This is a genomic window from Streptomyces torulosus, assembly GCF_001419765.1.
Lineage (GTDB): Bacteria > Actinomycetota > Actinomycetes > Streptomycetales > Streptomycetaceae > Streptomyces > Streptomyces torulosus.
Genome location: NZ_LIRK01000323.1, coordinates 1 through 25,684 on the forward strand (window position 1 = coordinate 1; position 25,684 = coordinate 25,684).

The 25,684-nt window shown below is 72.7% G+C and carries 23 protein-coding genes; 13 read left to right on the forward strand and 10 right to left on the reverse strand.

Annotation, left to right across the window (positions count from 1 at the left end):
• The 4 genes from AOK23_RS22405 to AOK23_RS22420 form a co-directional block, all read left to right on the forward strand.
• On the forward strand, positions 1-592 hold a 592-nt coding region (locus AOK23_RS22405), incomplete at its 5' end, for an LLM class oxidoreductase (protein ID WP_157878120.1).
• Between the two features lie 285 nt (positions 593-877).
• Positions 878-1,780 (forward strand): S1 family peptidase, encoded by a 903-nt coding sequence (locus tag AOK23_RS22410; protein WP_055714476.1) that lies wholly within the window; start codon positions 878-880, stop codon positions 1,778-1,780.
• A gap of 250 nt (positions 1,781-2,030) precedes the next feature.
• Positions 2,031-2,951: a slipin family protein gene (locus tag AOK23_RS22415; protein WP_055714477.1), complete on the forward strand. Its 921-nt coding sequence runs from the start codon at positions 2,031-2,033 to the stop codon at positions 2,949-2,951.
• 319 nt (positions 2,952-3,270) lie between these two features.
• The gene (locus tag AOK23_RS22420) at positions 3,271-4,350 is read left to right on the forward strand and encodes a S1 family peptidase (protein WP_079049627.1); all 1,080 of its coding nucleotides are present in this window, start codon (positions 3,271-3,273) and stop codon (positions 4,348-4,350) included.
• 100 nt (positions 4,351-4,450) lie between these two features.
• Here AOK23_RS22420 and AOK23_RS22425 read toward each other — a convergent pair whose 3' ends face one another.
• Entirely contained in the window at positions 4,451-5,542 is a 1,092-nt protein-coding gene (locus tag AOK23_RS22425; protein ID WP_240496500.1) for a YhgE/Pip domain-containing protein, read from the reverse strand.
• A 141-nt stretch (positions 5,543-5,683) separates the two neighbouring features.
• Between AOK23_RS22425 and AOK23_RS22430 the strand changes: the two genes are divergently transcribed.
• Positions 5,684-9,409, forward strand: coding sequence for a DNA polymerase III subunit alpha (locus tag AOK23_RS22430; protein ID WP_055714478.1), 3,726 nt, complete (start codon positions 5,684-5,686; stop codon positions 9,407-9,409).
• Complete coding sequence (locus AOK23_RS22435) at positions 9,406-10,374, forward strand: DNA polymerase Y family protein (protein WP_055714479.1); 969 nt, start codon at positions 9,406-9,408, stop codon at positions 10,372-10,374. The genes AOK23_RS22430 and AOK23_RS22435 overlap by 4 nt, the downstream gene beginning before the upstream one ends.
• Before the next feature lie 14 nt (positions 10,375-10,388).
• On the opposite strand, the gene AOK23_RS22440 is transcribed toward AOK23_RS22435, so the two are convergent.
• Positions 10,389-10,763 (reverse strand): cupin domain-containing protein, encoded by a 375-nt coding sequence (locus AOK23_RS22440; protein ID WP_055714480.1) that lies wholly within the window; start codon positions 10,761-10,763, stop codon positions 10,389-10,391.
• A gap of 93 nt (positions 10,764-10,856) precedes the next feature.
• Here AOK23_RS22440 and AOK23_RS22445 point away from each other — a divergent pair, with 93 nt between their 5' ends.
• Positions 10,857-11,303, forward strand: coding sequence for a MarR family winged helix-turn-helix transcriptional regulator (locus AOK23_RS22445; RefSeq protein WP_055714481.1), 447 nt, complete (start codon positions 10,857-10,859; stop codon positions 11,301-11,303).
• Between the two features lie 174 nt (positions 11,304-11,477).
• Positions 11,478-12,347, forward strand: a complete 870-nt coding sequence (locus AOK23_RS22450) for an esterase/lipase family protein (protein WP_055714482.1) — start codon at positions 11,478-11,480, stop codon at positions 12,345-12,347.
• 98 nt (positions 12,348-12,445) lie between these two features.
• Here the strand turns inward: AOK23_RS22450 and AOK23_RS22455 are convergent, their stop codons facing one another.
• Positions 12,446-13,531, reverse strand: a complete 1,086-nt coding sequence (locus AOK23_RS22455) for a lytic polysaccharide monooxygenase (RefSeq protein WP_055714483.1) — start codon at positions 13,529-13,531, stop codon at positions 12,446-12,448.
• 280 nt (positions 13,532-13,811) lie between these two features.
• Between AOK23_RS22455 and AOK23_RS22460 the strand changes: the two genes are divergently transcribed.
• Both AOK23_RS22460 and AOK23_RS22465 read left to right on the forward strand, forming a co-directional pair.
• On the forward strand, positions 13,812-14,582 hold the full coding sequence (locus AOK23_RS22460) for a dienelactone hydrolase family protein (RefSeq protein WP_055714484.1): 771 nt from the start codon (positions 13,812-13,814) through the stop codon (positions 14,580-14,582).
• Positions 14,579-15,040 carry a GNAT family N-acetyltransferase gene (locus AOK23_RS22465; protein ID WP_055714485.1) on the forward strand — a complete coding sequence of 154 codons (462 nt, stop codon included), beginning with the start codon at positions 14,579-14,581 and terminating at the stop codon, positions 15,038-15,040. Before AOK23_RS22460 ends, AOK23_RS22465 begins: the two co-directional genes overlap by 4 nt.
• Before the next feature lie 16 nt (positions 15,041-15,056).
• On the opposite strand, the gene AOK23_RS51455 is transcribed toward AOK23_RS22465, so the two are convergent.
• On the reverse strand, positions 15,057-15,191 hold the full coding sequence (locus AOK23_RS51455; RefSeq protein ID WP_258193464.1) for a hypothetical protein: 135 nt from the start codon (positions 15,189-15,191) through the stop codon (positions 15,057-15,059).
• 138 nt (positions 15,192-15,329) lie between these two features.
• On the opposite strand from AOK23_RS51455, the gene AOK23_RS22470 reads away from it, so the two are divergent.
• Entirely contained in the window at positions 15,330-15,989 is a 660-nt protein-coding gene (locus tag AOK23_RS22470; RefSeq protein WP_055714486.1) for a class I SAM-dependent methyltransferase, read from the forward strand.
• Between the two features lie 46 nt (positions 15,990-16,035).
• On the opposite strand, the gene AOK23_RS22475 is transcribed toward AOK23_RS22470, so the two are convergent.
• Both AOK23_RS22475 and AOK23_RS22480 read right to left on the reverse strand, forming a co-directional pair.
• On the reverse strand, positions 16,036-16,536 hold the full coding sequence (locus AOK23_RS22475; RefSeq protein WP_055714487.1) for a ribonuclease FAU-1 family protein: 501 nt from the start codon (positions 16,534-16,536) through the stop codon (positions 16,036-16,038).
• Entirely contained in the window at positions 16,517-17,446 is a 930-nt protein-coding gene (locus tag AOK23_RS22480) for a GNAT family N-acetyltransferase (protein ID WP_055714488.1), read from the reverse strand. Before AOK23_RS22480 ends, AOK23_RS22475 begins: the two co-directional genes overlap by 20 nt.
• A 118-nt stretch (positions 17,447-17,564) precedes the next feature.
• On the opposite strand from AOK23_RS22480, the gene AOK23_RS22485 reads away from it, so the two are divergent.
• Positions 17,565-17,933, forward strand: a complete 369-nt coding sequence (locus tag AOK23_RS22485; RefSeq protein ID WP_055714489.1) for a GntR family transcriptional regulator — start codon at positions 17,565-17,567, stop codon at positions 17,931-17,933.
• Positions 17,934-17,950: 17 nt separating this feature from the next.
• Here AOK23_RS22485 and AOK23_RS22490 read toward each other — a convergent pair whose 3' ends face one another.
• Together AOK23_RS22490 and AOK23_RS22495 are read right to left on the reverse strand one after the other, a co-directional pair.
• Positions 17,951-18,718, reverse strand: coding sequence for a DUF72 domain-containing protein (locus AOK23_RS22490; protein WP_055714490.1), 768 nt, complete (start codon positions 18,716-18,718; stop codon positions 17,951-17,953).
• A 54-nt stretch (positions 18,719-18,772) separates the two neighbouring features.
• Positions 18,773-19,867 (reverse strand): DUF5925 domain-containing protein, encoded by a 1,095-nt coding sequence (locus AOK23_RS22495; RefSeq protein ID WP_055714491.1) that lies wholly within the window; start codon positions 19,865-19,867, stop codon positions 18,773-18,775.
• A 112-nt stretch (positions 19,868-19,979) separates the two neighbouring features.
• Here AOK23_RS22495 and AOK23_RS22500 point away from each other — a divergent pair, with 112 nt between their 5' ends.
• A complete protein-coding gene (locus AOK23_RS22500) occupies positions 19,980-21,395 on the forward strand; it encodes a GH39 family glycosyl hydrolase (RefSeq protein ID WP_055714494.1) in 1,416 nt (471 codons plus the stop codon).
• A gap of 18 nt (positions 21,396-21,413) precedes the next feature.
• Here the strand turns inward: AOK23_RS22500 and AOK23_RS22505 are convergent, their stop codons facing one another.
• Both AOK23_RS22505 and AOK23_RS22510 read right to left on the reverse strand, forming a co-directional pair.
• Positions 21,414-25,265, reverse strand: a complete 3,852-nt coding sequence (locus tag AOK23_RS22505) for a lipopolysaccharide biosynthesis protein (RefSeq protein ID WP_055714492.1) — start codon at positions 25,263-25,265, stop codon at positions 21,414-21,416.
• On the reverse strand, positions 25,258-25,684 hold a 427-nt coding region (locus AOK23_RS22510), incomplete at its 5' end, for a polysaccharide deacetylase family protein (RefSeq protein ID WP_157878121.1). The genes AOK23_RS22505 and AOK23_RS22510, both read right to left, overlap by 8 nt.

Below are 25,684 nucleotides of genomic sequence, written 5' to 3' on the forward strand. Positions count from 1 at the left end.
GGTCGGGGGCGGGGAAGGCCCCGGTGCCGGGCCGTCGGCCGTGCCCCCGTCGCCTCAGGGGCGCCCCGTACGGGTCGTCGACGCGACCGGTAGTGATGCGCGGGGGACCGCGGCCCGGTGCGCGGACGTGGTGCTCGTGCGGGCCGCCGCCCCCGAACAGGCCGCCGCCGTACGGGAGGAGGTGCGGGGTGCCGCGGCCGGGTTCGGCCGTGACCCCGACGAGGTGCGGATGCTCGCGGCACTGCGTGTCGATCTCGGCGGTGGTGAGCACGCGGCGGAGCCGGGGCACGGCGGCGGAGGGCCTCGGTGGAGCGCGCAGGGCCCGCTGTACCGGGGCGGGCCCGTCGACCTGGCCGAGCTGGTCACCGCCTGGCACCGGGCCGGTGTCGTCGACGGCTTCCACTTCACCCCCGTCGAGCCGCGCCGTGACCTGGAGCGGCTCGTCAACGGGACCGTGGCCCTGCTCCAGCACCGTGGTCTGTTCCGCACCTTCTACCCCGGCAGCACCCTCAGGGAGCACCTGGGCCTCGCCCGCCCGGCCGACGGGTACGGCCGCAGGGCCGTGGCGGCCCTGCCCGACGGGGCGTCATGAGCGGGCAGCCTCACGGGTGCGCCGGGACGGGGCGTAGGGCGTCCGGGATTCACACAGAATCCCCACAACCCCATCGGCGAGATCAACTGCCTTGCCCACTGGGCCGGTTGGTGTTCGAGCGGCCGAAAGGCACTCTTGCGGGGATCGGTGGTACGGCCGAATACTTCCCCGCAGCGCCTTGTCAGGAGCACGGCATATTCGGAATCCGGACACGTGCCCTGATTCGCGCCTCACGGGCCCAAACCCCACGCGGGCCCCCGACTTCCCTTTAGGAGGGAACGAACAGTGAGGATCAAGCGCACCACTCCCCGCAGCGGTATCGCGAGACGGACCCGGCTGATCGCCGTGACCACCGGACTCGTGGCCGCGGCCGCCGCGACAGTCCCCACCGCCACCGCGGCAGACGCCCGAACGTTCAGCGCGTCGGAGCTCAAGAGCGCCAGCGCGTCGGTGCTCAAGGCGGACATCCCCGGTACCGCCTGGGCGGTCGACGAGAAGGCGGACAAGCTCGTCGTCACCGTCGACAGCACCGTCTCCCAGGCCGAACTGCTGAAGATCAAGGAAGCGGCGGGCGACAAGGCCGGCGCTCTGACGATCAAGCGGACGCCGGGCAAGTTCAACAAGCTCATCAAGGGCGGCGACGCCATCTATGCGAGTAGCTGGCGCTGCTCGCTCGGCTTCAACGTCCGCAGCGGGAGCACCTACTACTTCCTGACCGCCGGTCACTGCACCGACGGCGCGGGCACCTGGTACTCCAACTCCGGTCGTACGACGGTCCTCGGCCCGACCACCGGGTCGAGCTTCCCGACCAACGACTACGGCATCGTGCGCTACAGCAACACGTCCATCGCCAAGGACGGCACCGCGGGCAGCGTGGACATCACCAGCGCGGCCACCCCGAGCGTGGGCACCAACGTCATCCGTACCGGCTCCACCACCGGTACCCGCACCGGACGCGTGACCGCTCTCAACGCGACCGTGAACTACGGTGGCGGCGACATCGTCTACGGCATGATCCAGACCACGGTCTGTGCCGAGCCCGGCGACTCCGGCGGCCCGCTCTACGGCAGCAACGGCGTCGCGTACGGTCTCACCTCCGGCGGCAGCGGCAACTGCAGCTCCGGTGGCACGACCTTCTTCCAGCCGGTCACCGAGGCCCTGAGCGCCTACGGCGTCAGCGTCTACTAGGCCGACCGGATCGGTTGGACCGCCGACCGGCCGCCGTGCCGGTCGGGCGGGCCGGCCCCGAGCGGGTGCTCTCCCCCCGGCACCCGCGTCCGACCGTATGGCGTATCGCGGTCAGTAGTTCGAGCCCCCGCACGTGACGACGTGCGGGGGCTCGCCCTGTTGCGGCGGCGGGACTACCGTCGAGACAACGTGCGCCGTGTGCGCGCCGGTTCTCCCTCTCATACGCCCACTTCGGACCCTGGGGGCCGTGATGGTCGAGGAGCTCGTGACGGCGGGGGTGGCCCTCGCGTCGGTCGGCATGGCGTACGCGATGTGCGCGGCGCGGGTCGTGAAGCAGTACGAGCGGGGGGTGGTGTTCCGGCTCGGCCGGCTCCGGTCGACGGTGCGCGGGCCCGGGTTCACGATGATCGTGCCGTTCGTCGACCGGCTGCAGAAGGTCAACATGCAGATCGTGACGATGCCGGTGCCCGCGCAGGAGGGCATCACGCGGGACAACGTCACCGTCCGGGTGGACGCGGTCGTCTACTTCAAGGTCACCTCGCCGGCGGAGGCGATCGTACGGGTGGAGGACTACCGGTTCGCGGTCTCGCAGATGGCGCAGACCTCGCTGAGGTCCATCATCGGCAAGAGCGAGCTGGACGATCTGCTCTCCGACCGCGAGAAGCTCAACCAGGGGCTGGAGTTGATGATCGACAGTCCCGCGGTGGAGTGGGGCGTCACCATCGACCGGGTCGAGATCAAGGACGTCTCGCTGCCCGAGACCATGAAGCGTTCGATGGCGCGGCAGGCGGAGGCCGACCGTGAGCGCCGGGCGCGGGTCATCAACGCCGACGCAGAGCTGCAGGCGTCGAAGAAGCTCGCCGAGGCCGCCAAGGAGATGTCCGAGCAGCCCGCCGCGCTGCAACTGCGGCTGCTGCAGACCGTGGTGGCGGTCGCCGCGGAGAAGAACTCCACGCTCGTCCTGCCGTTCCCGGTGGAGCTGCTCCGCTTCCTGGAGAAGGCCCAGCAGTCGTCTCCGGGCGCCGTGCCGCCGGTTCCGGGTGCCGTGCCGCCGGTTCCGGGTGCCGCCGTGCCGCCCGCTCCGCCGGTCGCCGTGCCTCCCCCTTCGTCGGTCCCGGCCGTGGCGCCGGAACCGGTGCGGGAGCAACTTCCGTCACAGGACGCCCCGTAGGGAATCGGACCCCGGAGGGTCGGCTTTCAGACAGGACTAGACCTCACCCGTTGCGCAGGGGGTCGTTGCGTCCTGTGTTTGCGCTGTGAATTCGCATGGGGCGTTACCGGACGGTAATGACATTGGGGGCGCGCGCCCACGGTGTGTGCTCGTCCTGAAGTCGACCTTGTGTGCTCCCTGCGTGCCTCGGAATAGTTGGCGCCGCACAGTTGGCATGGACGCGGCGTTTTTACCGTCCGCCGCCTCCATATCCGTATTCCTTACGGCCGAACGGGGTCCCCACAACCTCTTCGGCCGACCCCCCACAGGAGGACGTGAGTTGAAGCACCGACGCATACCCAGGCGCCGTGCCGTCGTGACGGGTGCGGGCATCGCCGCGCTGGTCGCCGCGGGAGTGACTTTCCAGACTGCGAACGCGAGCGAGACCGCGCCGACCGCCCAGCCGAAAGCGCTCTCCGTGCTGGCGGCCGGAAAGCTCGCCTCGACCCTCGGTGAGGACCTCGGCGCCGACGCGGCGGGAACGTACTACGACGCGAAGAGCAAGCTCCTCGTCGTGAACGTGCTCGACGAGGCCGCCGCCGAGACCGTCGAGGCGGCCGGCGCCAAGGCCCGGATCGTCGAGAACTCCCTCGCCGAGCTCAAGAGCGCCCGTACGACCCTCAAGGACGACGCCACCATCCCCGGCACCTCCTGGGCCACCGACCCCACCACCAACAAGGTCGTCGTCACCGCCGACCGCACCGTCTCCAAGGCCGAGCTGGCGAGACTGACCGAGGTCGTGGACGGGCTCGGCGCCACGGCCGAACTCAAGCGCACGAAGGGTGAGTTCAGGACCTTCGTCGCGGGTGGCGACGCCATCACCGGCGGCAGCGGGCGCTGCTCCCTCGGCTTCAACGTGGTCAAGGGCGGCGAGCCGTTCTTCCTGACGGCGGGTCACTGCACCGAGGGCATCTCCACCTGGTCGGCCGGCGGCCAGGTCATCGGCCAGAACGCGGACTCCAGCTTCCCGGGCGACGACTACGGCTTGGTCAAGTACACGGCGGACGTCGACCACCCCAGCGAGGTCAACCTCTACAACGGCTCGACCCAGGCCATCAGCGGCGCCGCCGAGGCGACCGTCGGCATGAAGGTGACCCGCAGCGGCTCGACCACCCAGGTCCACAGCGGCACGGTCACCGGCCTCGACGCCACCGTGAACTACGGCAACGGCGACATCGTCAACGGCCTCATCCAGACCGACGTCTGCGCCGAGCCCGGCGACAGCGGCGGCTCCCTCTTCTCGGGCGACAAGGCGGTCGGCCTCACCTCCGGCGGCAGCGGCGACTGCACCTCGGGCGGCGAGACGTTCTTCCAGCCGGTCACCGAGGCGCTGTCGGCGACGGGCACGCAGATCGGCTGAGGCAGATCGGCTGAGGCCGAGCGCGCGCCGGACCTCCGGATCGGCCGAGAGCCCGGCACACCGGAGGGCGAAGGGCCGCCGCACGACCGGGGCCCACGGCTCACGCCTCGGCGGGCCGGCGATCCGGCTTCCTTCTCAGGGCCGCCATCACCAAGGTGATGGCGGCCCCCGCCGTTGCCCAGGCGGAGAGCACCAGCAGGGGGACGGTGGTGTCGTTGCCCTCGAAGTACGCGATCGAGCGGGCCACCCAGACGCCCGCGCCCGGCGGGAGCGCCGGACCGATCGCCGCCCAGAACGGGGGCAGCAGCGGCGGGGGCAGCGCGCCGCCCGCGCTCGGGTTGCCGGCGACCACCACCAGCAGCACGGCGACCCCGATACCGGCGATCCCGAAGACGCACTGGAGCGCCAGCGTGGCCGCGCCCACCGCGAAGACGACCAGGGTCCCCAGCCCCCACAGTGCCGCCACGCTTCCGGGCAGGGCGCCCAGCACCGGCCCGGCGATCACCGCGCCGCCGAGCCCGCCGAGGACCGAGAACACCGCCAGGGCGGCGAGCCGGATCACCCCGCGCCGCAGATCGGTGGGCCGCGCCCCGGCGCTCATCGCCAGCGCCGATGCGCACAGATAGCCGCCGACGCACCAGCCCACGACCAGATAGAAGGACGTGAGCCCGTTGGCGTCCCCGAGGCCGGCCGGGGCCACGTCCACCGTCCGCAGCGTGCGTCCCTCGGACTGCTCCAGCGTGCCGACGAGGGCGGCCAGCGCGTTGGCGAGGGAACGGCCGCCCCCGGAGGCGACCAGCAGGGTGTCGGTGGTGCGGGCCGGGTCGATCAGCACGGCGCCGTCGATCTCCCGATCCAGGATCTGCTCGCGCGCCGCCGCCGCGTCGGCCACCGTGCGTGGATCCAGCGGCTCGCCCGGTAGCCGTTCCAGCCGGGTCACCGTCTGTTCGGCGGCCGCCCGCGGCGCGACCACGCCGAACGGCACGTCCCGGAGCTTCGGGTGGTGCAGCGCCCCCACGTACGAGGCGATGAAGAGCAGCTGGAGGGCGAGCACGCCGACGATCAGCAGGGTGGCCCGCGGGGTGACCCCGTCCCTCAGCTCGTCGAGGAAGGACGGCGGGGAGGACGGATCCGGTGCGGAGGCCGGGTCCGACGCGGGGGACGGGCGGGGGCTGTCGGCCGGCTGCGTCATGTCCTCACGGTCCGAGCCGCCGCGTGTTTGCGCAGGTGGGGCGGGGCCGAACGGATGTCGTACAGAGGTTCGAAAAGTGGTCTATGGTGGAGACGAGCAGGCTGTGAACTGATGTTCGATTGATCGAGTGCGGGAGGTGCGGTGCCAGGCTTCACGCATCTGCACACCGCCTCCGGGTTCTCCCTGCGGTACGGCGCCTCGCACCCGGAGCGGCTGGCCGAGCGCGCCTCCGAGCGCGGCATGGACGCCCTCGCGCTCACCGACCGGGACACCCTCGCGGGCGCGGTCCGGTTCGCCAAGGCCTGCGCGGCGGCGGGTGTCCGTCCGCTGTTCGGGGCCGAGCTGGCGGTGGGGGCACCCGCGCCCTCCGTGCGGCAGGCGCGGCGCCGGGCCCCCGTGCGGGGTGGTGCCTTTGTCGATGAGTCGACTCCACGGGTGACATTCCTCGCCCGCGAGGGGGCCAAAGGGTGGGCCGAGCTGTGCAGAATCGTTTCGGCGGCGCATGGGGGGAGCGATGAGGGTGGTGGCCGGGGCACGGGCGGCGGCGCGGCCGGTGGACCGGGCGCGACCGGTGTGCGGGGCGCGGCAGCCGGCCGGGGAGAGGGTCCGCCCCTGCTGCCCTGGACGGAGTGCGCCGGCGACGGCCTGACCGTGCTGCTCGGCCCCGCCTCCGATGTGGGCCGCGCGCTCGCCGCCGGGCGCCCCGACCGTGCCGCGAAGCTCCTCGGCCCCTGGCGGGAGCGGTTCGGCGACGCCCTGCGGCTGGAGACGGTGTGGCACGGCCGTCAGGGCACCGGCCCCGGCTCGCTGCGGCTGGCCGCCCGGACCGTGGGCTTCGCCGCCGAGCAGCGGATCCGCCCGGTGCTCAGCAACGCCGTCCGGTACGCCGACCCCGGCATGGGTCCCGTCGCCGACGTGCTGGACGCGGCCCGCCGACTTGTCCCCGTCGACCCCCGGGGCGAGCTGGACTCCGGGGAGGCCTGGCTCAAGGACGCCGGTGCCATGCTGGCCGCCGCCGAACGGATCGTCGAGGCCGCGGGCTACCGCCGGGACACCGCGTACCGCCTGCTGGAGCAGACCCGCGCCACGGCCGCCGAGTGCCTGGTCGACCCGGAGGACGACCTCGGCCTCGGCACCGTCCACTTCCCCGAGCCGCACCTCGTCGGCGCCGGCCGCCGCACCGCCCAGCGCGTCCTCGCCTCGCGGGCGGCGGCGGGCATGCTGCGGCTCGGCTACGACACCCGGCGCGACTACTGGGAGCGCGTGCACCAGGAGCTGGACGTCATCGCCCACCACGGCTTCGCCTCCTACTTCCTCACCGTCGCCCAAGTCGTCGACGACGTACGGCGGATGGGCATCCGGGTCGCTGCGCGGGGCTCCGGCGCGGGTTCCCTCGTGAACCATCTCCTCGGGATCGCGCACGCCGACCCCGTCGAGCACGGGCTGCTGATGGAGCGGTTCCTGTCCAAGCGCCGGGTGGTGCTGCCCGACATCGACATCGACGTGGAGTCCGCGCGCCGGCTGGAGGTCTACCGCGCGATCATCGGCCGCTTCGGCGCCGAGCGGGTCGCGACGGTGGCGATGCCGGAGACGTACCGCGTCCGCCACGCCGTCCGCGACGTGGGCGCGGCCCTGTCCATGGACCCTGCCGACATCGACCGGATCGCCAAGTCCTTCCCGCACATCCGGGCCCGTGACGCCCGCGCGGCGCTGGAGGAGCTGCCCGAGCTGAGGAAGCTGGCGGGGGAGAAGGAGAAGTACGGCAGGCTGTGGGAGTTGGTCGAGTCCCTCGACGCCCTGCCGCGCGGGGTCGCCATGCACCCCTGCGGAGTCCTCCTCTCCGACTCCTCCCTCCTCGCCCGTACGCCGGTGATGCCGACCAGCGGCGAGGGGTTCCCCATGTCGCAGTTCGACAAGGACGACGTCGAGGACCTCGGGCTGCTCAAGCTCGATGTGCTGGGCGTGCGCATGCAGTCGGCGATGGCGCACGCGGTGGCCGAGGTGGAGCGGGCGACGGGGGAGCGGGTCGACCTGGACGCGCTCGACTTCGAGCGCGGTGAGGGCGACCCGGCCACGTACCGGCTGATCCGGTCCACCGAGACGCTGGGCTGCTTCCAGATCGAGTCGCCCGGCCAGCGGGACCTGGTGGGGCGACTCCAGCCGTCGACCTTCCACGACCTCGTGGTCGACATCTCCCTGTTCCGGCCCGGTCCGGTCGCCGCCGACATGGTGCGGCCGTTCATCGCGGCCCGGCACGGACGGGCGCCGGTCCGCTACCCGCACCCCGATCTGGAGGCACCGCTGCGGGAGACGTACGGCGTCGTCGTCTTCCACGAGCAGATCATCGACATCGTGCACCTCATGACCGGCTGCGGCCGGGACGAGGCGGACCGGGTGCGGCGCGGGCTCTCCGACCCCGAGTCGCAGGGGCGGATCCGGGTGTGGTTCGCGCAGCACGCCGCGGCGAAGGGGTACGACGCCGACACGATCGCCCGGACCTGGGAGATCGTCGAGGCCTTCGGCTCGTACGGCTTCTGCAAGGCGCACGCGGTGGCCTTCGCGGTGCCGACGTACCAGTCGGCGTGGCTGAAGACGCATCATCCGGCGGCGTTCTACGCGGGGTTGCTCACCCACGACCCCGGGATGTACCCGAAGCGGCTGTTGCTGGCGGACGCGCGGCGGCGGGGGGTGCCGATCCTCCCGGTGGACGTGAACCGGTCGGCGGCCGCCCACTGCATCGAACTGGTGTCTGAATCAAGGAGGTCGGAGGGGCCTTCCCCGGAGGGGGCGGAGAGGCCGGAGGGGCCGTCCCCGTACGGGTCGGAGAGGCCGGAGGGGCCGTCCCAGTACGGGTCGGAGAGGCCGGGGGGGGCGTCCCCGTACGGGTCGGAGAGGCCGGAGGGGGCGTCCCCTTACGGGTCGGCCCCGACGGGGCCCGGACCGGCGAGGCCGGGTGAACGCGCGCTCTGGGGGCTGCGGTTGGCCCTGTCCGATGTGCACGGCATCAGTGAGGCCGAGGCGGCGCGGATCGCGGACGGACAGCCGTACGCCTCGCTGCTGGACTTCTGGGAGCGGGCCCGGCCGAGCCGTCCGCTCGCCCAGCGGCTGGCCCAGGTCGGCGCACTGGACGCCTTCGGCGCCAACCGGCGCGATCTGCAGCTCCACCTCACCGAACTGCACCGGGGCGCCCGGGGCATGGGCGGCGGCGGGGGACAGCTCCCGCTGTCCGGTGGCCGCGGCACCGCCTCGGCAGGGCTGCCCGACCTCTCCTCGGCGGAGCGGCTCAGCGCCGAGCTGGGCGTGCTGTCGATGGACGTCTCCCGCAATCTGATGGACGACCACCGCACGTTCCTCGACGAGCTGGGCGTGGTGTCGGCGCGGCGGCTGCGCGAGGCGCGCCACGGGGAGACGGTGCTGGTCGCGGGCGCCAAGGCGGCGACCCAGACCCCGCCGATCCGCTCCGGCAAACGGGTCGTCTTCACCACCCTCGACGACGGCACCGGCCTGGTCGACCTCGCCTTCTTCGACGACTCCCACGCGGCGTGCGCCCACACCGTCTTCCACTCCTGGCTGCTGCTGGTGCGCGGAGTGGTGCAGCGGCGCGGCCCGCGCAGCCTCAGCGTGGTGGGGTCGGCCGCCTGGAACCTCGCCGAGCTGGTGGAGCTGCGGCGCGAGGGCGGCCTCGACGCGGTCGCCCCGCGACTGGCGGAGCCGGCGCCCACGAGCGGCGGCGACCCGACGCACGGCCGCCGTATCCAGCTGCCCACCGGCTACGAGATGCACCCGTGGGCCGATCTGCGGCCCGCGGGCGAAGAGCCCTCGAAAGTACGGAAGTTGTGGCACCAGAGCCCAGGGAGTGCGGGATGACCATCCTCTGCGTACGTTTCCAGCTGCCGCCGAAGTACGAGGCCGCCCTGCCCGGTCTGCTCGGTCTGCTCGAGGACTTCACGCCGGTCGTCCAGGCGCTGCCGCCCGACGGCGCGCTGGCCGATCTGCGGGGCGCCGAACGGTACTTCGGCCGGGGCGCCGAGGAACTGGCCCGGCTGATCCGGGTCCGTGCCCTCGCGCTGTACGGCATCGACTGTGTGATCGGCGCCGGGCCCGGACCGCTGCTCGCCCGGATGGCCCTGGGCCAGGCCGAGCCCGGCGAACCGTGCGCGGTCCCCGAGGGCCTGGTCGTGGACTTCCTCGCCGAGCGACCCGTCGCCGCGCTGCCCGGTGTCGGCACCGCGACCGCCCGCACCCTGTGCGAGTACGGCCTCGACACCCTCGGCCGGGTCGCCGCCGCGCCCCTGTCCACACTCCAGCGCCTGGTCGGCGCGCGGACCGGCCGCGAACTGCACGAGAAGGCGAACGGCGTCGACCGCGGCCGGGTCGTCCCCAACGCCGTCGCCCGCTCCCTCGCCGCCGAACACCCCTTCCCGCACGACGAGTTGAACCCGGACCGGCACCGCCGCGCACTGCTCCTCGACGCCGAGGAGCTGGGCTCCCGGCTGCGCGCCCTGGACAAGGTGTGCCGCACCCTCACCCTCACCGTCCGCTACGCCGACCGGTCCTCGACGACCCGCACCCGCACCCTCCCGGAGCCGACCGCCCACTCGCCGGAACTCACCCGCGCCGCCTACGGGATGTACGGCGCGCTCGGTCTCCAGCGCGCCCGCGTCCGCGCGATCGCCCTGCGCGCCGAGGGGCTCACCCCCGCCGAGGAGGCCTCCCACCAGCTCGCCTTCGACCCCGTCGACGACAAGCTCCGCCGGATCGAGGAGGTCGCGGACCGGGCGCGGGCGAAGTTCGGCCCGCGCGCGATCCTGCCGGGGACGCTGGCGGCGTGACACCCGCCGGGGTGTCAGTTGGCCCACGGCGGCACGATCCGCGTGCCGTCGGCCAGTTCGGCCTCCAGGCCCAGGGAGGTGGTGACCCAGGTGACGGCGGTCTCCGCCGTCGGGTTCTCCACGGTGAGGGTCGCCCCCGCGTTGATGATCAGGGTGTCGCCCGCCCCGACGCGCTCGGTGCGGCCGTCGAGCGTGATCAGCAGTTCCCCGTCGAGCAGATGGAGGATCTCCTCCTTGGTGACGGTGTGGGCGGGCGCCTTGGTCCCGGCGGGGATCTCCCCCCGCCAGGCCGCCAGTTCCCTGCTGCCGGTGCGGGGCGTGGCGTACGAGACGAAGCGGGCGCCGTGGATCTCATGGGCGACGGCGTCGGACGAACGGACTACGGGCATAGGGGCCTCCTGAGAAGATGGTCAAGCAGCTTGACTATACCTCTCGATGGTCAAGCAGCTTGACCAATTCGTCAAGGGTGTTTGAATGCGGACATGCAGAACTCCGAGGCCCTCGGGCTCACCGCCGCCCTGCTCGCCGTCGCGGGCGAGCTGACGCAGCGCATCCATGACGGGGTCGTCGCCCGGGGCTTCGAGGGGCGGCCCGCGTACGGCTTCGCGTTCACCCGGCTCGCCCCGGACGGTGCGACGGTCACCGAGCTCGCCCGTCATCTCGGAGTGACCAAGCAGGGCGCCAGTCAGCTCGTCGAGGAGCTGGTCGCCAAGGGGTACGTCGAGCGCCGGCCGCACCCCCGTGACGCCCGCGCTCGGCTGGTCGTGTTGACCGAGCGGGGGTGGGCCTGCACCCGGGCCGCGGAGGAGGTGGCGGCCGAGGTGGTCGAGGGGTGGAGCGGTGCGCTCGGCGGGGAGGCGGAAGTGCGTGCGCTGCGTGAACAGTTGGCGCGCATCGCCCCCTATGGCCCCATCAGGCCCGCCTGGTGACGGTTTCGCCGTCTCATATCAGCGTCCACGGGTACCGCTTGAAGTTTTTACTGACGCGTAACTTCCCAGTTTTACTACCCACCCGTAACTTGGCTGGATAGAACAGCATCCTCGTGATCCGGATCACAGGGCGAACGCCGTCGCACGTCCCTTGAGCCGCAAGGAGATCACCCGATGCTGCCCTGGAAGCGCCTGATCAGACCGCTGGCCGCCCTGCTCCTCGCCGCCGCGGCGACCACCGTCCCCGCCACCTCCGCCGCGGCCGCCGACACGGCCGCCACCTCCAGCCGTGGCTGGAACGACGATGCGTGCAAACCCTCCAGCGCCCACCCCCGCCCCGTCGTCCTCGTCCACGGAACGTTCGCCAACTCCGTCGACAACTGGCTGGGCCTCGCCCCGTACCTGGTCAACCGCGGGTACTGCGTCTACTCGCTCGACTACGGACAGCTCCCCGGCGTCCCCTTCTTCAACGGCCTCGGCCCGATCGACAAGTCGGCGCGACAGCTCGACACCTTCGTCGACCAGGTGCTCGCCTCGACCGGCGCCGCCGAGGTCGACCTCGTCGGCCACTCGCAGGGCGGCATGATGCCCCGCTACTACCTCAAGTTCCTCGGCGGGGCGGCGGAGGTGAACGCCCTCATCGGCATCGCCCCCTCCAACCACGGCACCACCCTGGGCGGCCTCACCCAACTCCTCGACTACTTCCCCGGCGCGGGCGATCTGCTGTCCACCGCCACCCCCGCCCTAGCCGACCAGGTCGTCGGCTCCCCGTTCCTGACGAAGCTCAACGCGGGCGGCGACACCGTTCCCGGCGTCACCTACACGGTCCTCGCCACCAAGTACGACGAGGTCGTCACGCCCTACCGGTCCCAGTTCCTCGACGGCCCGAACGTACGCAACGTCGTCATCCAGGACCTGTGCGCCGCCGACCTCTCCGAGCACGCGGCGATCGGGCTCCTCGACCGCATCGCCTTCCACGAGGTCACCAACGCCCTCGACCCGGCCCACGCCACCCCGACGACCTGTCTGTCGGTCATCGGCTGACACGTGCACACACGCCGGGTCGCCCGTGGCACGGGTGACCCGGACGTACACCGCCGGGGCCTGTCCGACCTGAGCCGCCGGGCAGGCCCCGGAGTCCGTCAGCCGCCGTGCCGGCCGCCCTTGGCCGCACGGCGGCGGGCCGCGGCGAACAGCAGCGAGGACCCCGCCGCTAGGACCGCCGCGCCGCCGATCGCCACATACGGGGTCACGCCGTCCCCACCCGTCTCGGCGAGGTTCTCCCGGGCGCCGGCGGGCTCCACCTCACCGGGGGCGTTACCGCCGTCGACCGGTCCGTCCGCCGAGCTGGCGACCGTGCCCTCGGTGTCGGCCCCGGCGGAGGACTTCGCGGACCTCGCCGGGGTCGGGTCCGTCGTCGTGGCCGCGTCGTCGTCGCCGTGGCCACCGTGCTCGACGGTCGACTTGTCCGCGCCGTCCGCGATCTGCTCGTCGGAGGGCGCGCTCGGCGGCGCGGACGTCTCGCCGCCGGGTCCGGGTCCGGAGCCGGAACCCGAGCCCGTGCCTGCGCCTGTGTCTGTGCCGCCGAAGGTGACGTCCGAGCAGGAGTAGAACGCCTCCGGGCTGTCCGAGCGCTGCCAGACCGCGTACAGCAGATGCCTGCCCGAGCGCTGCGGGAGCGTCCCTGAGAACGTGGAGAAGCCGCCCGCTGCGGCCGGGTCGGTGGATGTCGCGACCGGGTGCGCGAGATCCAGGTCGTCCCACGCGAGAGGCCGGGAGGGGGCGTACCCGGGCTTGGTGACGTACACCTTGAACGTCCCCTTGTGCGGCGCCGTCACCCGGTACTTGAACGTGTACGAGCCGCGGCGCACGCTCGTCGCCGGCCAGTCGGCGCGGGCCAGGTCGAGGCCCTTGAACGCCTCGTTCCCCGCGCTGCACAACTCCCCGTCCGGGACGCGCTCCCGGTGCCGGCCGGCCACATCGCCGATCCGTACGCCGTTCCAGTCGTACAGCGCCTGCGTGCCCCCGGCCGCGACCGCCGCCCGGCACGCCGCCGACCGCGGGTTCTCGGGGCCCTCCGCGTAGCACTGCGCCACCCGGCTCACCGGGTCGCCCAGCGAACCGTGCGCCGCGGCGGACCCGGCGACGGACACGGTCAGGGCGAACGGGGTGGCACCGACGGCACCGGCGGTGACGAACGCGGCGGCCTTGCGGCGGGCAGCGGGCATTGCGGTACTCCTCGAAGCGGTTCCGGGATTCCGGGCTCTCCGGGCGGGCCGGGATTCCGGTCGATCAGCAAGCTAGCCCCAGGGAACCGCGACATCGCCTGCTGAGGGCGGGTGCGGGAGATCCTTATGGTCGCGTTAAGGATGGGCTAACCGGGGGCTCAGGAACACCGGCCGCCGAGCCGTCGATGATCCCGTTCTTACCCGGACGCGGAACAATGCGACCACCTACGACAGTTGACGACCGGTTGACGACTGGTCGGAGTGACGAAGAGGAGCATCCATGACCGACGTACGGGGAACGACCGTGGACATCACCACCCAGGACGGCACCGCCGACGCCTACTTCGTCCGCCCCGACGACGACGCCCCGCACCCCGCGGTGCTGTTCTACATGGACGCGTTCGGACTGCGGCCGCACCTGAGGGCGATGGCCGACCGGCTGGCCGGGGCCGGCTACGCGGTCCTCCTGCCCAATGTCTTTTACCGCAGTGGACGCACCCCGGTCTTCGACCTGCCCGACTTCATCGACCCCGGCGCGCGCCCCGAGCTGTGGGACCGGATCCTCCCCGTGATGCTGGCGCTGACACCGGACCTGGCGGTGCGGGACGCCGAGACCTACCTCACATGGCTGGCGGACAGCCCACACACGACGGACGGGCCCGTCGGCATCACCGGCTACTGCATGGGCGCCGGTCTCGCCCTGCGCACCGCGGGCGCCTTCCCGGAGCGGGTCGCGGCCGTGGGCGGATTCCACGGGGGCCGGCTGGCGACCGACGCCCCGGACAGCCCGCACCTGACGGCGGACCGCATCACCGGCGAGGTGTACCTCGGGTACGCCGACAACGACTCGTCCATGCCGCCGGAGCAGATCGAGCTGCTCGACAAGACGCTCACGGAGGCGGGCGTCACCCACCGCACCGAGGTGTACGCGGGAGCCCCCCACGGCTACACCCAGGCCGACACCGCCGCCTACGACGCCGAGGCGGCGGAACGCCACTGGACGGCCCTGCTCGACCTGCTCGGCCGTACCCTCACGCGCCCCCGCTCATGACGGACGGGACGGTCGGCGAGGGCGTCAGAAGGGCGGTGCTCGCGGACGTCGACGCCGTGCGGGCGGTCACGGACGCCGCGTTCCGGCCCTACATCGCACGCATCGGGGTCGTACCGCAGCCCATGGAGGCGGACCACGCGGCGAACGTGGCCGCGGGCCGCGTCTTCGTGACCGGCGACCCCGTGACCGGCCTGGTGGTCGTCGAGGCACACGACGACCACCTGTTCCTCGATGTCATCGCCGTCCACCCCGACGCCCATGGACAGGGCGTCGGGCGAAGGCTCCTGGACTTCGTGGACACGCACGCGCGTGCCCTCGGTCTGTCCGAGATCAGGCTCTACACGAACGCGATGATGTGGGAGAACCGGAAGATCTATCCGAAGTTCGGATACGAGGTCGTGGAGCGGCGGGTGGACGGGCCCTACGACAGGATCCACTACCGCAAGCGGCTCGGCTGACCGGCCGGGGGCGGGGTCAGCCGTCCGGCCACCAGGTGCGCGCGATGTCCTTCCGCACTTCACGGCGCTCGACGGGGCGCTCGTCGGCTTCTTCCCGCACCCGGCGGGAGTCGGACTTCCTCAGGGGCTTCTGCACGGTCGTACGGCGCATGGCTGCCTCCTTGCGTCTACCGTGTTCCGCGATTTCACGGAGGTAGACCTCTTCCGGGAGCGTTACTCATCGGGTCGTGCTGTGTCAGTGGCGGCTGTCACCCTCTGGACTGTCAGTGGCAGGTGTCACTCTGGCGGCATGACCAACATCGACGACGGTGAAACCTCCCGGAGCCCCGAAACCGCGAGGAACTCCGCTCCGAACGACCCGCCCCCGCCCGTCGACTGGGACGCTCAGGCAGCCGTTTTCGACGACGAACCCGATCACGGCCTGCGGGATCCCGTCGTCCGGGAGGCGTGGGCGGCCCGCCTGCGGGACTGGCTGCCGCGCCGCCCCGCCGACGTCCTGGACCTCGGCTGCGGCACCGGCAGCCTGTCACTCCTCGCGACCGAGCAGGGGCACCGGGTGACCGGCGTGGACTCCTCCCCGGCCATGGTCGGCCGCGCCCGCGCCAAACTCGCCGGGCACCCGGCCGTGTTCCTCGTCGGCGACGCGGCGGCACCGCCCGTGGGCGAGGAGCGCTTCGACGTCGTCCTCGTCCGGCATGTCCTGTGGGCCCTGCCCGACCCAGGCCGCGCACTGCGCCACTGGTGCGGGCTGCTGCGGCCCCGGGGGCGCCTCGTGCTCGTCGAGGGCGTGTGGGGGACGCTCAGCCCGGTCGGCATACCCGCTGAGCGGCTGCACGGGCTCCTCGCACCGCTCGTCTCCGACGCGGTGGCGGTCCGGCTCGACGACGACGCACGGCTGTGGGGCAAGCGGGTCGAGGACGAGCGGTACGCGATGGTCGCGGACCTCTGACACGCCGGACGCGGCCCACCACGCTCCCCGCCCCCGCGTCTCCCGGTCAGCTCAGCAGGGCCGTGAAGTCGCCCTCCTTCGCGAGGAGTTCCAGCTCGTCCAGCGCGGCCAGGGCCGCCGCCGCGGCCTCCGGGTCGGTGGTCGGGAGCCCGCTGTCCGCGAACTCGTCCTCGTCCAGGCGCACCACGGCCGTGCCGTCCGCGGAGCGCCACAGGTCCAGGTCGAGGTCCTCGACGACGAGTTCCCCGCCGGACCGCACGGCGGGACGCGTGATGTCGCAGTACCAGCCCTTCAGACCGCCCCGCGCGTCGCGGACCTCCTTCACGGCGTACCACCGGTCGCGCCAGTAGTACTCGGTGAAGACGTCACCGGGCTCGAACCGCACGAAGCCGAAGTCCCGCACCCCGGGGCTCGCCCAGTCGGCGCGGACGACGACCCGGACGCCGTCGTCGCCCAGCAGCCGGGCGGGATAACGGATCTTCGTGCGCCCCGCCTTCAGCAGGACGACCTCCAACTCGCCGGTCGGCTCAGTCGAGTTCCCGGACATGGCGTACCTCCGTCGCACACACTTCATAACCGAACCACTTGTTGATCGCGATCATCGGCCCGTTCCCGGCGTCGTTGCCGGTGAACGCCTCCGTGTAACCGGCGGCACGGGCGCGGTGCAGGGAGTCGTTCTTGGCGAGCTTCGCCAGGCCCCGGCCGCGGAAGGCGCGGGCCGTGCCCGTCATGCCGGTGGAGTAGCGGGCCCCGCCGTCCGTGCGGGCCACGGTGAACGCGGCCGGTGTGCCGTCCACGACGACCACCGTGCTCAGCGCGTGGTCGAGCAGCGGATGGCGGTAGGTATCGGCGAGCCACTGCTCGTAGTCGTCCAACTCGGCGCCGATGTCGCTGGGTTCGTCCGCCGTGGTCTCCGCGTCCAGCGCGAACAGCGGGCGCGGGTCGTCGGCGAAGTCGGCGACCGTCCGCAGTTCCACGCCGGCCGGTGGCTCCCGCAGCGGGGGCAGGGTGCCGGCCGCGAGGTCCAGCCGCAGGAAGTGCGCGGACCTGCTGCCCGTGTAGCCGCGCCGCTCGGCGAACGCCCGGTCGGCCGGGGTGTCCAGGACCCACGAGAACAGCCGCGTCGCCCCCGCCGCCGCGAGCCGCTTCTCGGCGGCGCGCACCAGCAGGGAGCCCGCGCCCCGGCGCACGCGCTCCGGGTGCACATACACGTTGAGGTAGCCCTGACCGGGTACGGGGCTGTCGTGGGCGATGCCCAGTTGCGCGGTGCCGATGACCTCGCCGTCCGCCTCCGCGACCAGACGCCCGATATGGGCCTCGGGGGCCGCGTGGGCGGCCTCATGGACGACCGCCTCGGGGGTGCTGACCAGGAAGGGGAGGGCGCGCCCGCGTACGTCGGCGAAGGCCTCGGTGTCCGCGGGGTCCGAGGTCCGGAGGTCGCGCACGATCAGTGTCATGGGGTCGCACGGTACGTGGACGGTGTCGCCGGGCGCCTCCGAATTTCCGGTGGGCGTGCGACGACGTTTCCGGTGGGCGTGCGACGACCAAGGCCGGTGCGTACGGGACAATCGCCGCGTGACCTTGAACATTCGCATCGTGGAGGGGGGCGCGCCCTACGAGCAGGTGCGCGCCCAGATCTCGGAGCAGGCCCGGTCCGGGGCGCTGCCCGTGGGGTACCGGCTGCCGACCGTGCGGGGGCTCGCCGAGGAGCTCGGGCTCGCGGCCAACACCGTCGCCAAGGCGTATCGCGCGCTGGAGACCGACGGGGTGATCGAGACGCGGGGACGCAACGGCACGTTCGTGGCCGCCGCCGGGTCGGCCGCGGAGAAGGAGGCGGCGACGGCCGCCGCGGGGTACGCCGAACGGGCGCGGCGCCTGGGCCTCGGCGAGGCGGAGGCCCTCGCGGCGGTCCGGGACGCCCTGCGGGCGGCCTACGGCGACTGAACGGCCCGGCGGGCGTGTCAGCCGGGCAGTCGCTCGGGGGTTCTCGTCACCGTCAGCCCCGTTCTGCGGGCCGCCCGGGCGAAGGTCATGGCGTCCTGTACGGCCGCCGCGTGGGGGTCGTTGTTGAAGTAGGCGTGGACGTCGGCGCTGTCGGGCCAGGTGGCGGCGATGCGGTGGGCCCAGGTGGTGAGGGCCTGGCGGCCGTAGTGGGGCCAGGTGTGGGCGCGGCCGACGTGGAAGCGGACGTAGCCCCAGTCGGTGGTGCGCCACAGCGGCGTCGCGGGGCGGGAGCGGACGTCGGCCCAGCACAGGGCGGCGGAGCGGGCCTCCAGGATTCCGCGCACCTCGTCGGTCCACCACGACTCGTGGCGGGGCTCCACGGCGACGCGTGTCCCGGCGGGGAACCGCGCGAGGCAGGCGTCGAGGAGGGGCGGGTCGGCGCGGAGGGTGGGCGGCAGCTGGAGGAGGACCGGACCCAGCCGGTCCCCGAGGCCCTCGGCGCGGCTCATCAGGCGCTCCACGGGTTCCTCGGGGTCCTTGAGCCGTTTGATGTGGGTCAGGAAGCGGCTCGCCTTCACCGCGACGACGAAGCCCGGCGGGGTGCGGTCGTGCCAGGCCTCGAAGGTCTCGCGGGACGGCAGCCGGTAGAAGGCGTTGTTGTTCTCCACCGTGGCGAAACGCGCCGCGTACTCCTCCAGCCAGAGGCGGGTGGGGCAGCCCTCCGGGTAGAAGGCGCCCCGCCAGTCCTTGTACTGCCACCCCGACGTGCCGACGAACAGGGTCATGTCTCCATGAAAGCACCCGGACGCCAGACCTATGCGGTCGGCGGCCGGGCGCGGCTACAGGTACAGCCCCGCGTCCGCGCCGCCGCGGGGTTCCGGGAGGGACGTGGGTGAGGTGCCCCGGCGCAGGGCGTACAGCTCGGCGAGGGTCGCGCCCTCGCGGCCGAGGCCCTCGTCCGTGCCGAGCCAGTTCACCGCCTCCTGGCGGGTCAGCGCGCCGACCTCGATCCGGGCGAGACAGCGGCCGGGGCGGACGACGGCCGGGTGCAGCCGCTCCAGGTCCTCGTTGGTGGTGACGCCGACCAGGACGTTGCGTCCCTGGCCGAGGAGGCCGTCGGTGAGGTTGAGCAGCCGGGACAGCGCCTGGCCGGCGGTGTGCTTGGCCTCGCCGCGGATCAGCTCGTCGCAGTCCTCCAGCAGCAGCAGCCGCCAGCGGCCCTTGCCGGTGGCGTCCTCCTCGCCGATCGCGATGTCCATCAGATAGCCGACGTCGGAGAAGAGTCGCTCGGGGTCCAGGACGCAGTCGACCTGGCACCAGTCCCGCCAGGAGCGGGCCAGCGTCCGCAGGGCGGAGGTCTTGCCGGTGCCGGGCGGGCCGTGCAGCAGCAGGAGCCGGCCCGCGATGTCCTCCGGGGTCGTCTTCATCAGACGGTCCATCGCGTCGGCCACCGGCGCCGTGTAGTTGGGCCGTACCTCTTCCCAGGTGCCCGCCGAGATCTGCCGTGTCGTACGGTGCGGGCCCCGGCGCGGCGAGACGTACCAGAAGCCCATCGTCACGTTCTCCGGCTGCGGTTCGGGCTCGTCGGCCGCGCCGTCCGTGGCCTGGCCCAGCACCTTCTCCGCCAGCTCGGCGGTGGTCGCCGTCACGGTGACGTCCGCGCCCCGGTTCCAGCGGGACACCAGCAGCGTCCAGCCGTCGCCCTCGGCGAGGGTCGCGCTGCGGTCGTCGTCCCGCGCCACGCGCAGGATGTGCGCGCCCGGCGGCAGCAGGGTGACCCCGGCCCGCACGCGGTCGATGTTCGCCGCGTGCGCGTACGGCTGCTCGCCCGTCGCGAAGCGGCCGAGGAACAGCGCGTCGACGACATCGGACGGGGAGTCGCTGTCGTCGACGTTGAGCCGGATCGGCAGAGCGTCGTATGGGTTCGCAGACATGCCGCCATGATCCGTCACGGAGGGCTCGCCGTGCATCCGCTTTGCGTGGCGAGTCGGTTGTCGATGACGGAACCTCCCCCACCGCCGCCCCGCGCCGTTACTGTTGCCCATGATGCGACGGCATGGGTGGAATTCGGGGGACCGGCGGTGGCGGCTCACCGCGCTCCTCGGCGTGGGGGCGGCCGTGCTGGCCCTGATCGTGACCCTGCTCAACACACTGCCCGGCGAAGGCGGCACCGCCGGCACCTCACGCGACGGCGACAAGGTGCACGGCACGCCCGCCGTCCCGCCCGACGACCTCGGACCCGAGGTCGGCTGGGGCTTCACCCACACCCAGTTCAGCGCGGACGAGGGCAGCCGGGCCGCCGTCGAACGCGTCGAGAAGCGCCTCGGTGAGCGGCCGCTGCCGCAGATCCAGCACATCATGGGCTGGGGCGCGGGCAACCCCGAACCGGTCGAGGGGCGCTACGACTTCGAGGAGATGGACCGGCGCATCGACTTCGTCCGCGCCACCGGCGGCACGCCCGTCGTCACCCTGTGCTGCGCCCCCGACTGGATGAAGGGCGGAAAGTCCGGCACCGGCGACACGGACTGGAGCCAGTCCGCCCTGGAGACCGCGCCCGAGCCCGAGCACTTCCAGGACTTCGCCGACCTCGCCGCGACCGTCGCCAGGCGCTACCCGGACGTGCGGCACTTCATCGTCTGGAACGAGTTCAAGGGCTTCTGGAACAACGCCGAGGCCCGCTGGGACTACGAGGGCTACACCCGCCTGTACAACCTCGTGTACAAGGCCCTGAAGAAGGTCGACGAGGACATCATGGTCGGCGGCCCCTACCTCGTCATGGACAGCCTCGACCCCCGGCAGAAGCAGGACGCGTCGACATCCCTGAAGGGCCCCTGGGGCGCCATGGACCAGCGGATCCTCGACGCCTTCGACTACTGGGACAAGAACAGGGCGGGCGCGGACTTCGTGGTCGTCGACGGCTCCAGCTACACCGCGGACGACGAGCTGCTGCCGGACGAGTTCGCGGCCACGGAGAAGTTCACGGCGGTGAGCGAGTGGGTGCGCAGGCGCGTCCCGGGGCTGCCGCTGTGGTGGGCCGAGTACTACGTGGAGCCCGCCGACGCGAACGACGACCGTCACGGCTGGTCCGAGACCCGGCGGGTCGCCGTGCAGGCCGCCGGGCTGATCGGCATGGCGAAGGGCGGCGCCACCTCCGCGTTCTACTGGAACCCGGAGGAGAAGAGCGGGGAGTGCCCCGGATGCCTGTGGACCCCGACCGACACCAGCGGCGGTGGCAGGGCGCTGCCCATGTACGACCTGCTGGCCCGGTTCGGCGCGGAGTTCCCGCCGGGCACGAGGTACGAGACGGTGTCGGTGGCGGCCGACGACCGGCCGAACGTGCGGGTGCTGGCCGACGACGACGCCGTGCTCGTGGTCAACACCCTCGACCGGAAGATCAGCGCGAAGGTCGACGGGCGGCGGTTCGCGATGGGGGCGTACGAGGTGCGGTGGCTCAAGCGGTGAGCCACCGCCTGACTCCCCTCAAGGGGCGCCCCCCATCGTCAGGAACCGCTGCACCAGTGACGCGAGGAGCAGGGCCAGCAGCGGCAGGCTGAACCAGAAACTGCCCTGCAGCCAACGGAGTTGCCGGATGCTCGGGCGGGCCGCCACGCGTACCACCTCGCGGGTGGTCAGCAGCACGATCAGGGCGATCGTCGCCAGACCGCCGACCACGGACCACGGGGTCCAGGTCACCTGCGGGCCGATCGGGCCGGGATCGGGCGCGGGGGCCTTACCCGTCTGACCGCGCAGGGCGAAGATCGTCGCGTCCTCGTTGGCGAAGACCTCCCTGAGCTCCTTGCGCGCGTCGAGGTTGCGGATGAGCCGGGCATCCCAGTTCGCGGGGTAGCCGGAGTCCAGCTGGAGGGACGTGGTCTGGCCGCGGTTGACGATGAGGTAGGAGTTCGGGCCCGCGTCCTTGAGCGACTTGACCAGGCCCGACACCAGGACCGGGTCGACCGGTGCGAGCGTCGGCACGTACTCCACCTTCTCCATGTCCCGGGCGCCCCACGGCAGCGCGGGCGTCACCGAGTCGACCGGGTCGTCGCTGAGCCAGAGCAGCCGTACGGTGGGCTCGTCGTGGGCGTACACGTACTCCATGGCGGCGACCTCGCCGGTGCGGACGCGCTCGAAGGGCTCGTTGCCCCAGCGGGCGACGAGGAAGCCGCCGATGAGGACGAGGCCCGCCACGAGGGCGGCCGGCGGGGCGAGGCTCCGACGGTCCTTGGCGCGTTCCCCGGCGGTCGCGCCGGAGCGCGGGAACAGGGCGAGCGCGGCGAGCAGCGCGGCACCCGGCAGGGCGAACATGAAGACCCGCAGGGCCATCTCGCCGCCGTACGACTGCATCCCGAAGCCGAGGAACGGCACGAAGGTGAGGACGAGCAGGGAGCGTTCGCGGTATCTGTTCGAGCGGCGGCGCAGGAAGCCGTAGCAGGCCAGCAGCATGACGAGGCCGGCGAGGGCCACGCGCGCGTACAGCACGAGTTTGTGCGTGGAGCTTCCCTCGCCGATACGGCCGGACACCGAGGACGTGACGTTCCCGCCGACGCCGCCGACACCGCCGAAGAGTTCGTCGAAGTGTCCCGACCAGTACGGCTCGGCGAGGAAGCCCACCCAGACGGCGACCAGGACGGCGAACAGCAGGGGCAGACCGCGCAGTTCGCAGCGGCCGACCAGGACGAGGACGGCGAGGACGCCCAGCATCACGAACGGGGTGAGCTGGTGGGCCGGGACGGTCGCCGCGTACAGCGCGATGAGGACCACCAGCAGCACCGCGCGCTGCCGGCGGTCGGTGGGCTCCACCTCGGCCTCGCCGGGCCGGACCTTGGCCCACAGCATGCGCGGGGCGCGGAACCACACCAGGAGGATCGCCACGAAGGCCAGATAGAGGAGGTAGGTGAAGCCCTGCGGGGAGAAGTAGTCCTGCCCCACCCAGCCGCTCAGCACGAAGATCCACACGCCCGTCCACCGGGCGCGCCAGTTCGCGCGCACATGGCGGGCGAGGAGGAACATCGGGGCCAGATAGAGCAGCTGCATGGCGGTGGGCCACCAGCGGATGATCTCCGTGAAGTCGTCGACGCCGCAGGCCCGGGCCACGAACGCGGCCGCCGCGAAGAAGCCGGGCCAGCTCCAGCGGGCGTCCAGGTCGGGGACCGCCGAGCCGGTGCGGTCGATGTAGTCGAGGAAGCCGAGGTGCTGCCAGGCCGTCGCGAACCGCGGCTCGGCCTCGATCACGGCGGGCAGCGCGTGCAGGGACACGACGGTGGCCAGCAGCGTGACCAGCAGCAGAGCCCGGTGCTCGCGGCGCAGCCACAGCAGCGAGGCGAACACCGTGGCCAGCAGCACCGTCCCGGCCAGCGTCGGCAGCGGCAGCACGGAGACGAGGCCGAGCCCGTCCATGCCGTCCAGCGCGGAGTCGTCCAGCGCGAGCGCGGGCACCCAGTACAGCAGCAGCGCCACGATCAGGAGGCAGCCGAGCACCACACCGGCGCGGGTGGGGCGCGGCAGCCGTTCCCGGCGGGTCCCGGGCGGCGGTGGCGGCGCCGGGGACGGGGCGGGCTGCGGTGCCGGTTCCCGTACGTCGGGCTCCCCGGCGGCCTCCGCTCCCATGGACGCCGGTACGGCGGCCGCATCCCGTAGGGCGCCCTCGCTCTCGTCGACCGGCAGGACCTCCCCGTCCACGGGCCGTCCGGGCAGCGGTGGCCGGTTGAGGTGGAGCGGCCGGGTCGGCCGGTCCTGGGCCCAGGCAGGCCGGTGGTCCTTGCGGACGGCCGGGGTTCCGGCGGGCGGGGTGCCGGGGCCGGGGCGTACGTCGGGGCGGCGTTCCATGTGGTCGAAGTCGAGGTGCAGGCCGAGGGCGAGGGTGTCGGAGTCGAGCCGCCGGGACCAGGCGCCGCTCTCCTTCTTCGCGGTGGACGCCACCCGGCCCAGGTCGGCGAGATCGCCGTCCGGCGCCGCGTCCTCGGGGACCGCGGCGGGCGGCGCCGTGCGGACGATCCGCCAGAGCCGGGGCGCGGCGATCAGCACGATCACCGCGAGGCTGGAGATCTCGGCGACCCCCGCGCCCAGCAGACCCATACGGGGGAGCAGCAGCAGCGTCAGTCCGAGGACCAGGGCGCACAGCAGGCCCTGCAGCCAGGCCAGTCCGGCGGTACGGCTCTGGGCGCGCAGCACCGCGAAGTACGTCTCCATCACCACCCGCAGCGCCGCGCCGACCGCGAACCAGCGCAACAGCCCCGTCGCCGCGTCCGCGTAGCCCGGCCCGAACACGGCGAGGATCCACGGCGCCCCGAAGAACAGCACCCCGCACACCGGCAGCATGATCCGGGCCATCCGCCGCAGCGCGGCCCGGGTGTTCGCCGCGAGCCGCGCCGGGTCGTGGGCGCCCTCCACGGTCAGCGAGGCACCCATGTTGATGGCGAGGAGGTTGACCGTGCCGCCGATCGTGGTGGTGATGTAGAAGTACGCGTTGTCGGTGGAGCTGACCTGGGCGGCGACGATCACCGGGACCAGGTAGACCACCGCGAGGGAGAACAGCGAGCCGGTGTAGTCGCCCGCGAGGAAGCGGCCGATCTCCCGCAGCGACGGCGGGTGGGCCCGGCCCTCGGTCGCCTTCACATGCCGGGGGACGAGCCGCCGGAACACCAGCCAGCCCAGCGGCAGCACGGACACCGCGATCGCCGCGACCCAGGACACGAACACACCCATGGTCGGGATGGCCGCGGCGAACACCACCAGCAGCACCAGCTTCACCGCGGAGAACACGGTGTTGCCGACGGGCACCCACAGGGCGCTCCGCAGCCCGGTCAGCACCCCGTCCTGAAGGGTCAGCAGCGACCAGGCGACCACCGCGAGCACGAAGAACACGGCCTCCCGCGGGTCGTGCAGAAAGCGGTACGAGGACCCCCACAGCCCGAGCGTCAGCAGGAACACCCCGGCCGCGAGCGCCACGGCCACCGAACTGCCCGCGTACGTACGGAAGACCAGCCGTCCCGTGCCGCGCCCCGCGACCGGGATGAACCGGGCGAGGGCCCCCGTCAGCGTGAGCGCGGCCAGCCCCGCCAGGAGCTTCATCGCGGCGATCGCGGCGGAGCCCTGCCCGACCGCCGCCTCGGTGTAGTACCGGGCCGCGGCCAGCCAGAAGCCGAGGCCGAGCACGGCCGAGATACCGGTGTTCAGCATCAGGGCGTAGGCGTTGCGGAACAGCTGGTTGCCGCCGGCCCCCCTGCCGAGGCCGGGCAGCCGCAGACGGCGGGCGGGGCCGGGCCGCGGCCCGGTGGTGTCCGCCGTGCCGGTGTCGGCCTGCCCGGCCGTGGTGGTCGTCGTGTCAGACACGGGAACGGATGGCCTTTCCCACCTGTCGTGCTCTTCGGACCATGGCGTACCCCTTGGTCAGGGCACGGTCCCGGGCGAAGTCGCGGGCGACGGCGCGGCCCTCGACCAGCCGCTCGAACTCCTCGACGCCGGTGGAGCGCCGCACGGTGACCCGCCGCAGCGCGTACGGGCCCTGCCGGCGCCGGGCGAGCGCGTTGCCGACGGCGAGCGCCTGCGCGAACCCCGTCTCCCGCACCGCGACCCGTACCCGGCGGCTGGAGTAGCCGTACGGGTAGGCGAACGAGACGGGCGGGGTGCCCAGTTCGTCGGCGACGATCCTCCGGCAGCGCCGCAGCTCGAACCGGAGCCGGTCCTCGTCGAGCATGTCGAGCTGCGGATGGGTGTGGCTGTGTCCGCCGATCTCCACGCCGTGGTCGGCG

Bases quoted from the DNA above. Each gene is read 5' to 3' on its own strand.
- AOK23_RS22415 (WP_055714477.1), top strand. From the start codon at position 2,031: ATGGTCGAGGAGCTCGTGACGGCGGGGGTGGCCCTCGCGTCGGTCGGC.
- AOK23_RS22425 (WP_240496500.1), bottom strand. From the start codon at position 5,542: ATGACGCAGCCGGCCGACAGCCCCCGCCCGTCCCCCGCGTCGGACCCG.
- AOK23_RS22435 (WP_055714479.1), top strand. From the start codon at position 9,406: ATGACCATCCTCTGCGTACGTTTCCAGCTGCCGCCGAAGTACGAGGCC.
- AOK23_RS22440 (WP_055714480.1), bottom strand. From the start codon at position 10,763: ATGCCCGTAGTCCGTTCGTCCGACGCCGTCGCCCATGAGATCCACGGC.
- AOK23_RS22445 (WP_055714481.1), top strand. From the start codon at position 10,857: ATGCAGAACTCCGAGGCCCTCGGGCTCACCGCCGCCCTGCTCGCCGTC.
- AOK23_RS22450 (WP_055714482.1), top strand. From the start codon at position 11,478: ATGCTGCCCTGGAAGCGCCTGATCAGACCGCTGGCCGCCCTGCTCCTC.
- AOK23_RS22455 (WP_055714483.1), bottom strand. From the start codon at position 13,531: ATGCCCGCTGCCCGCCGCAAGGCCGCCGCGTTCGTCACCGCCGGTGCC.
- AOK23_RS22460 (WP_055714484.1), top strand. From the start codon at position 13,812: ATGACCGACGTACGGGGAACGACCGTGGACATCACCACCCAGGACGGC.
- AOK23_RS22465 (WP_055714485.1), top strand. From the start codon at position 14,579: ATGACGGACGGGACGGTCGGCGAGGGCGTCAGAAGGGCGGTGCTCGCG.
- AOK23_RS51455 (WP_258193464.1), bottom strand. From the start codon at position 15,191: ATGCGCCGTACGACCGTGCAGAAGCCCCTGAGGAAGTCCGACTCCCGC.
- AOK23_RS22470 (WP_055714486.1), top strand. From the start codon at position 15,330: ATGACCAACATCGACGACGGTGAAACCTCCCGGAGCCCCGAAACCGCG.
- AOK23_RS22475 (WP_055714487.1), bottom strand. From the start codon at position 16,536: ATGTCCGGGAACTCGACTGAGCCGACCGGCGAGTTGGAGGTCGTCCTG.
- AOK23_RS22480 (WP_055714488.1), bottom strand. From the start codon at position 17,446: ATGACACTGATCGTGCGCGACCTCCGGACCTCGGACCCCGCGGACACC.
- AOK23_RS22490 (WP_055714490.1), bottom strand. From the start codon at position 18,718: ATGACCCTGTTCGTCGGCACGTCGGGGTGGCAGTACAAGGACTGGCGG.
- AOK23_RS22495 (WP_055714491.1), bottom strand. From the start codon at position 19,867: ATGTCTGCGAACCCATACGACGCTCTGCCGATCCGGCTCAACGTCGAC.
- AOK23_RS22500 (WP_055714494.1), top strand. From the start codon at position 19,980: ATGCGACGGCATGGGTGGAATTCGGGGGACCGGCGGTGGCGGCTCACC.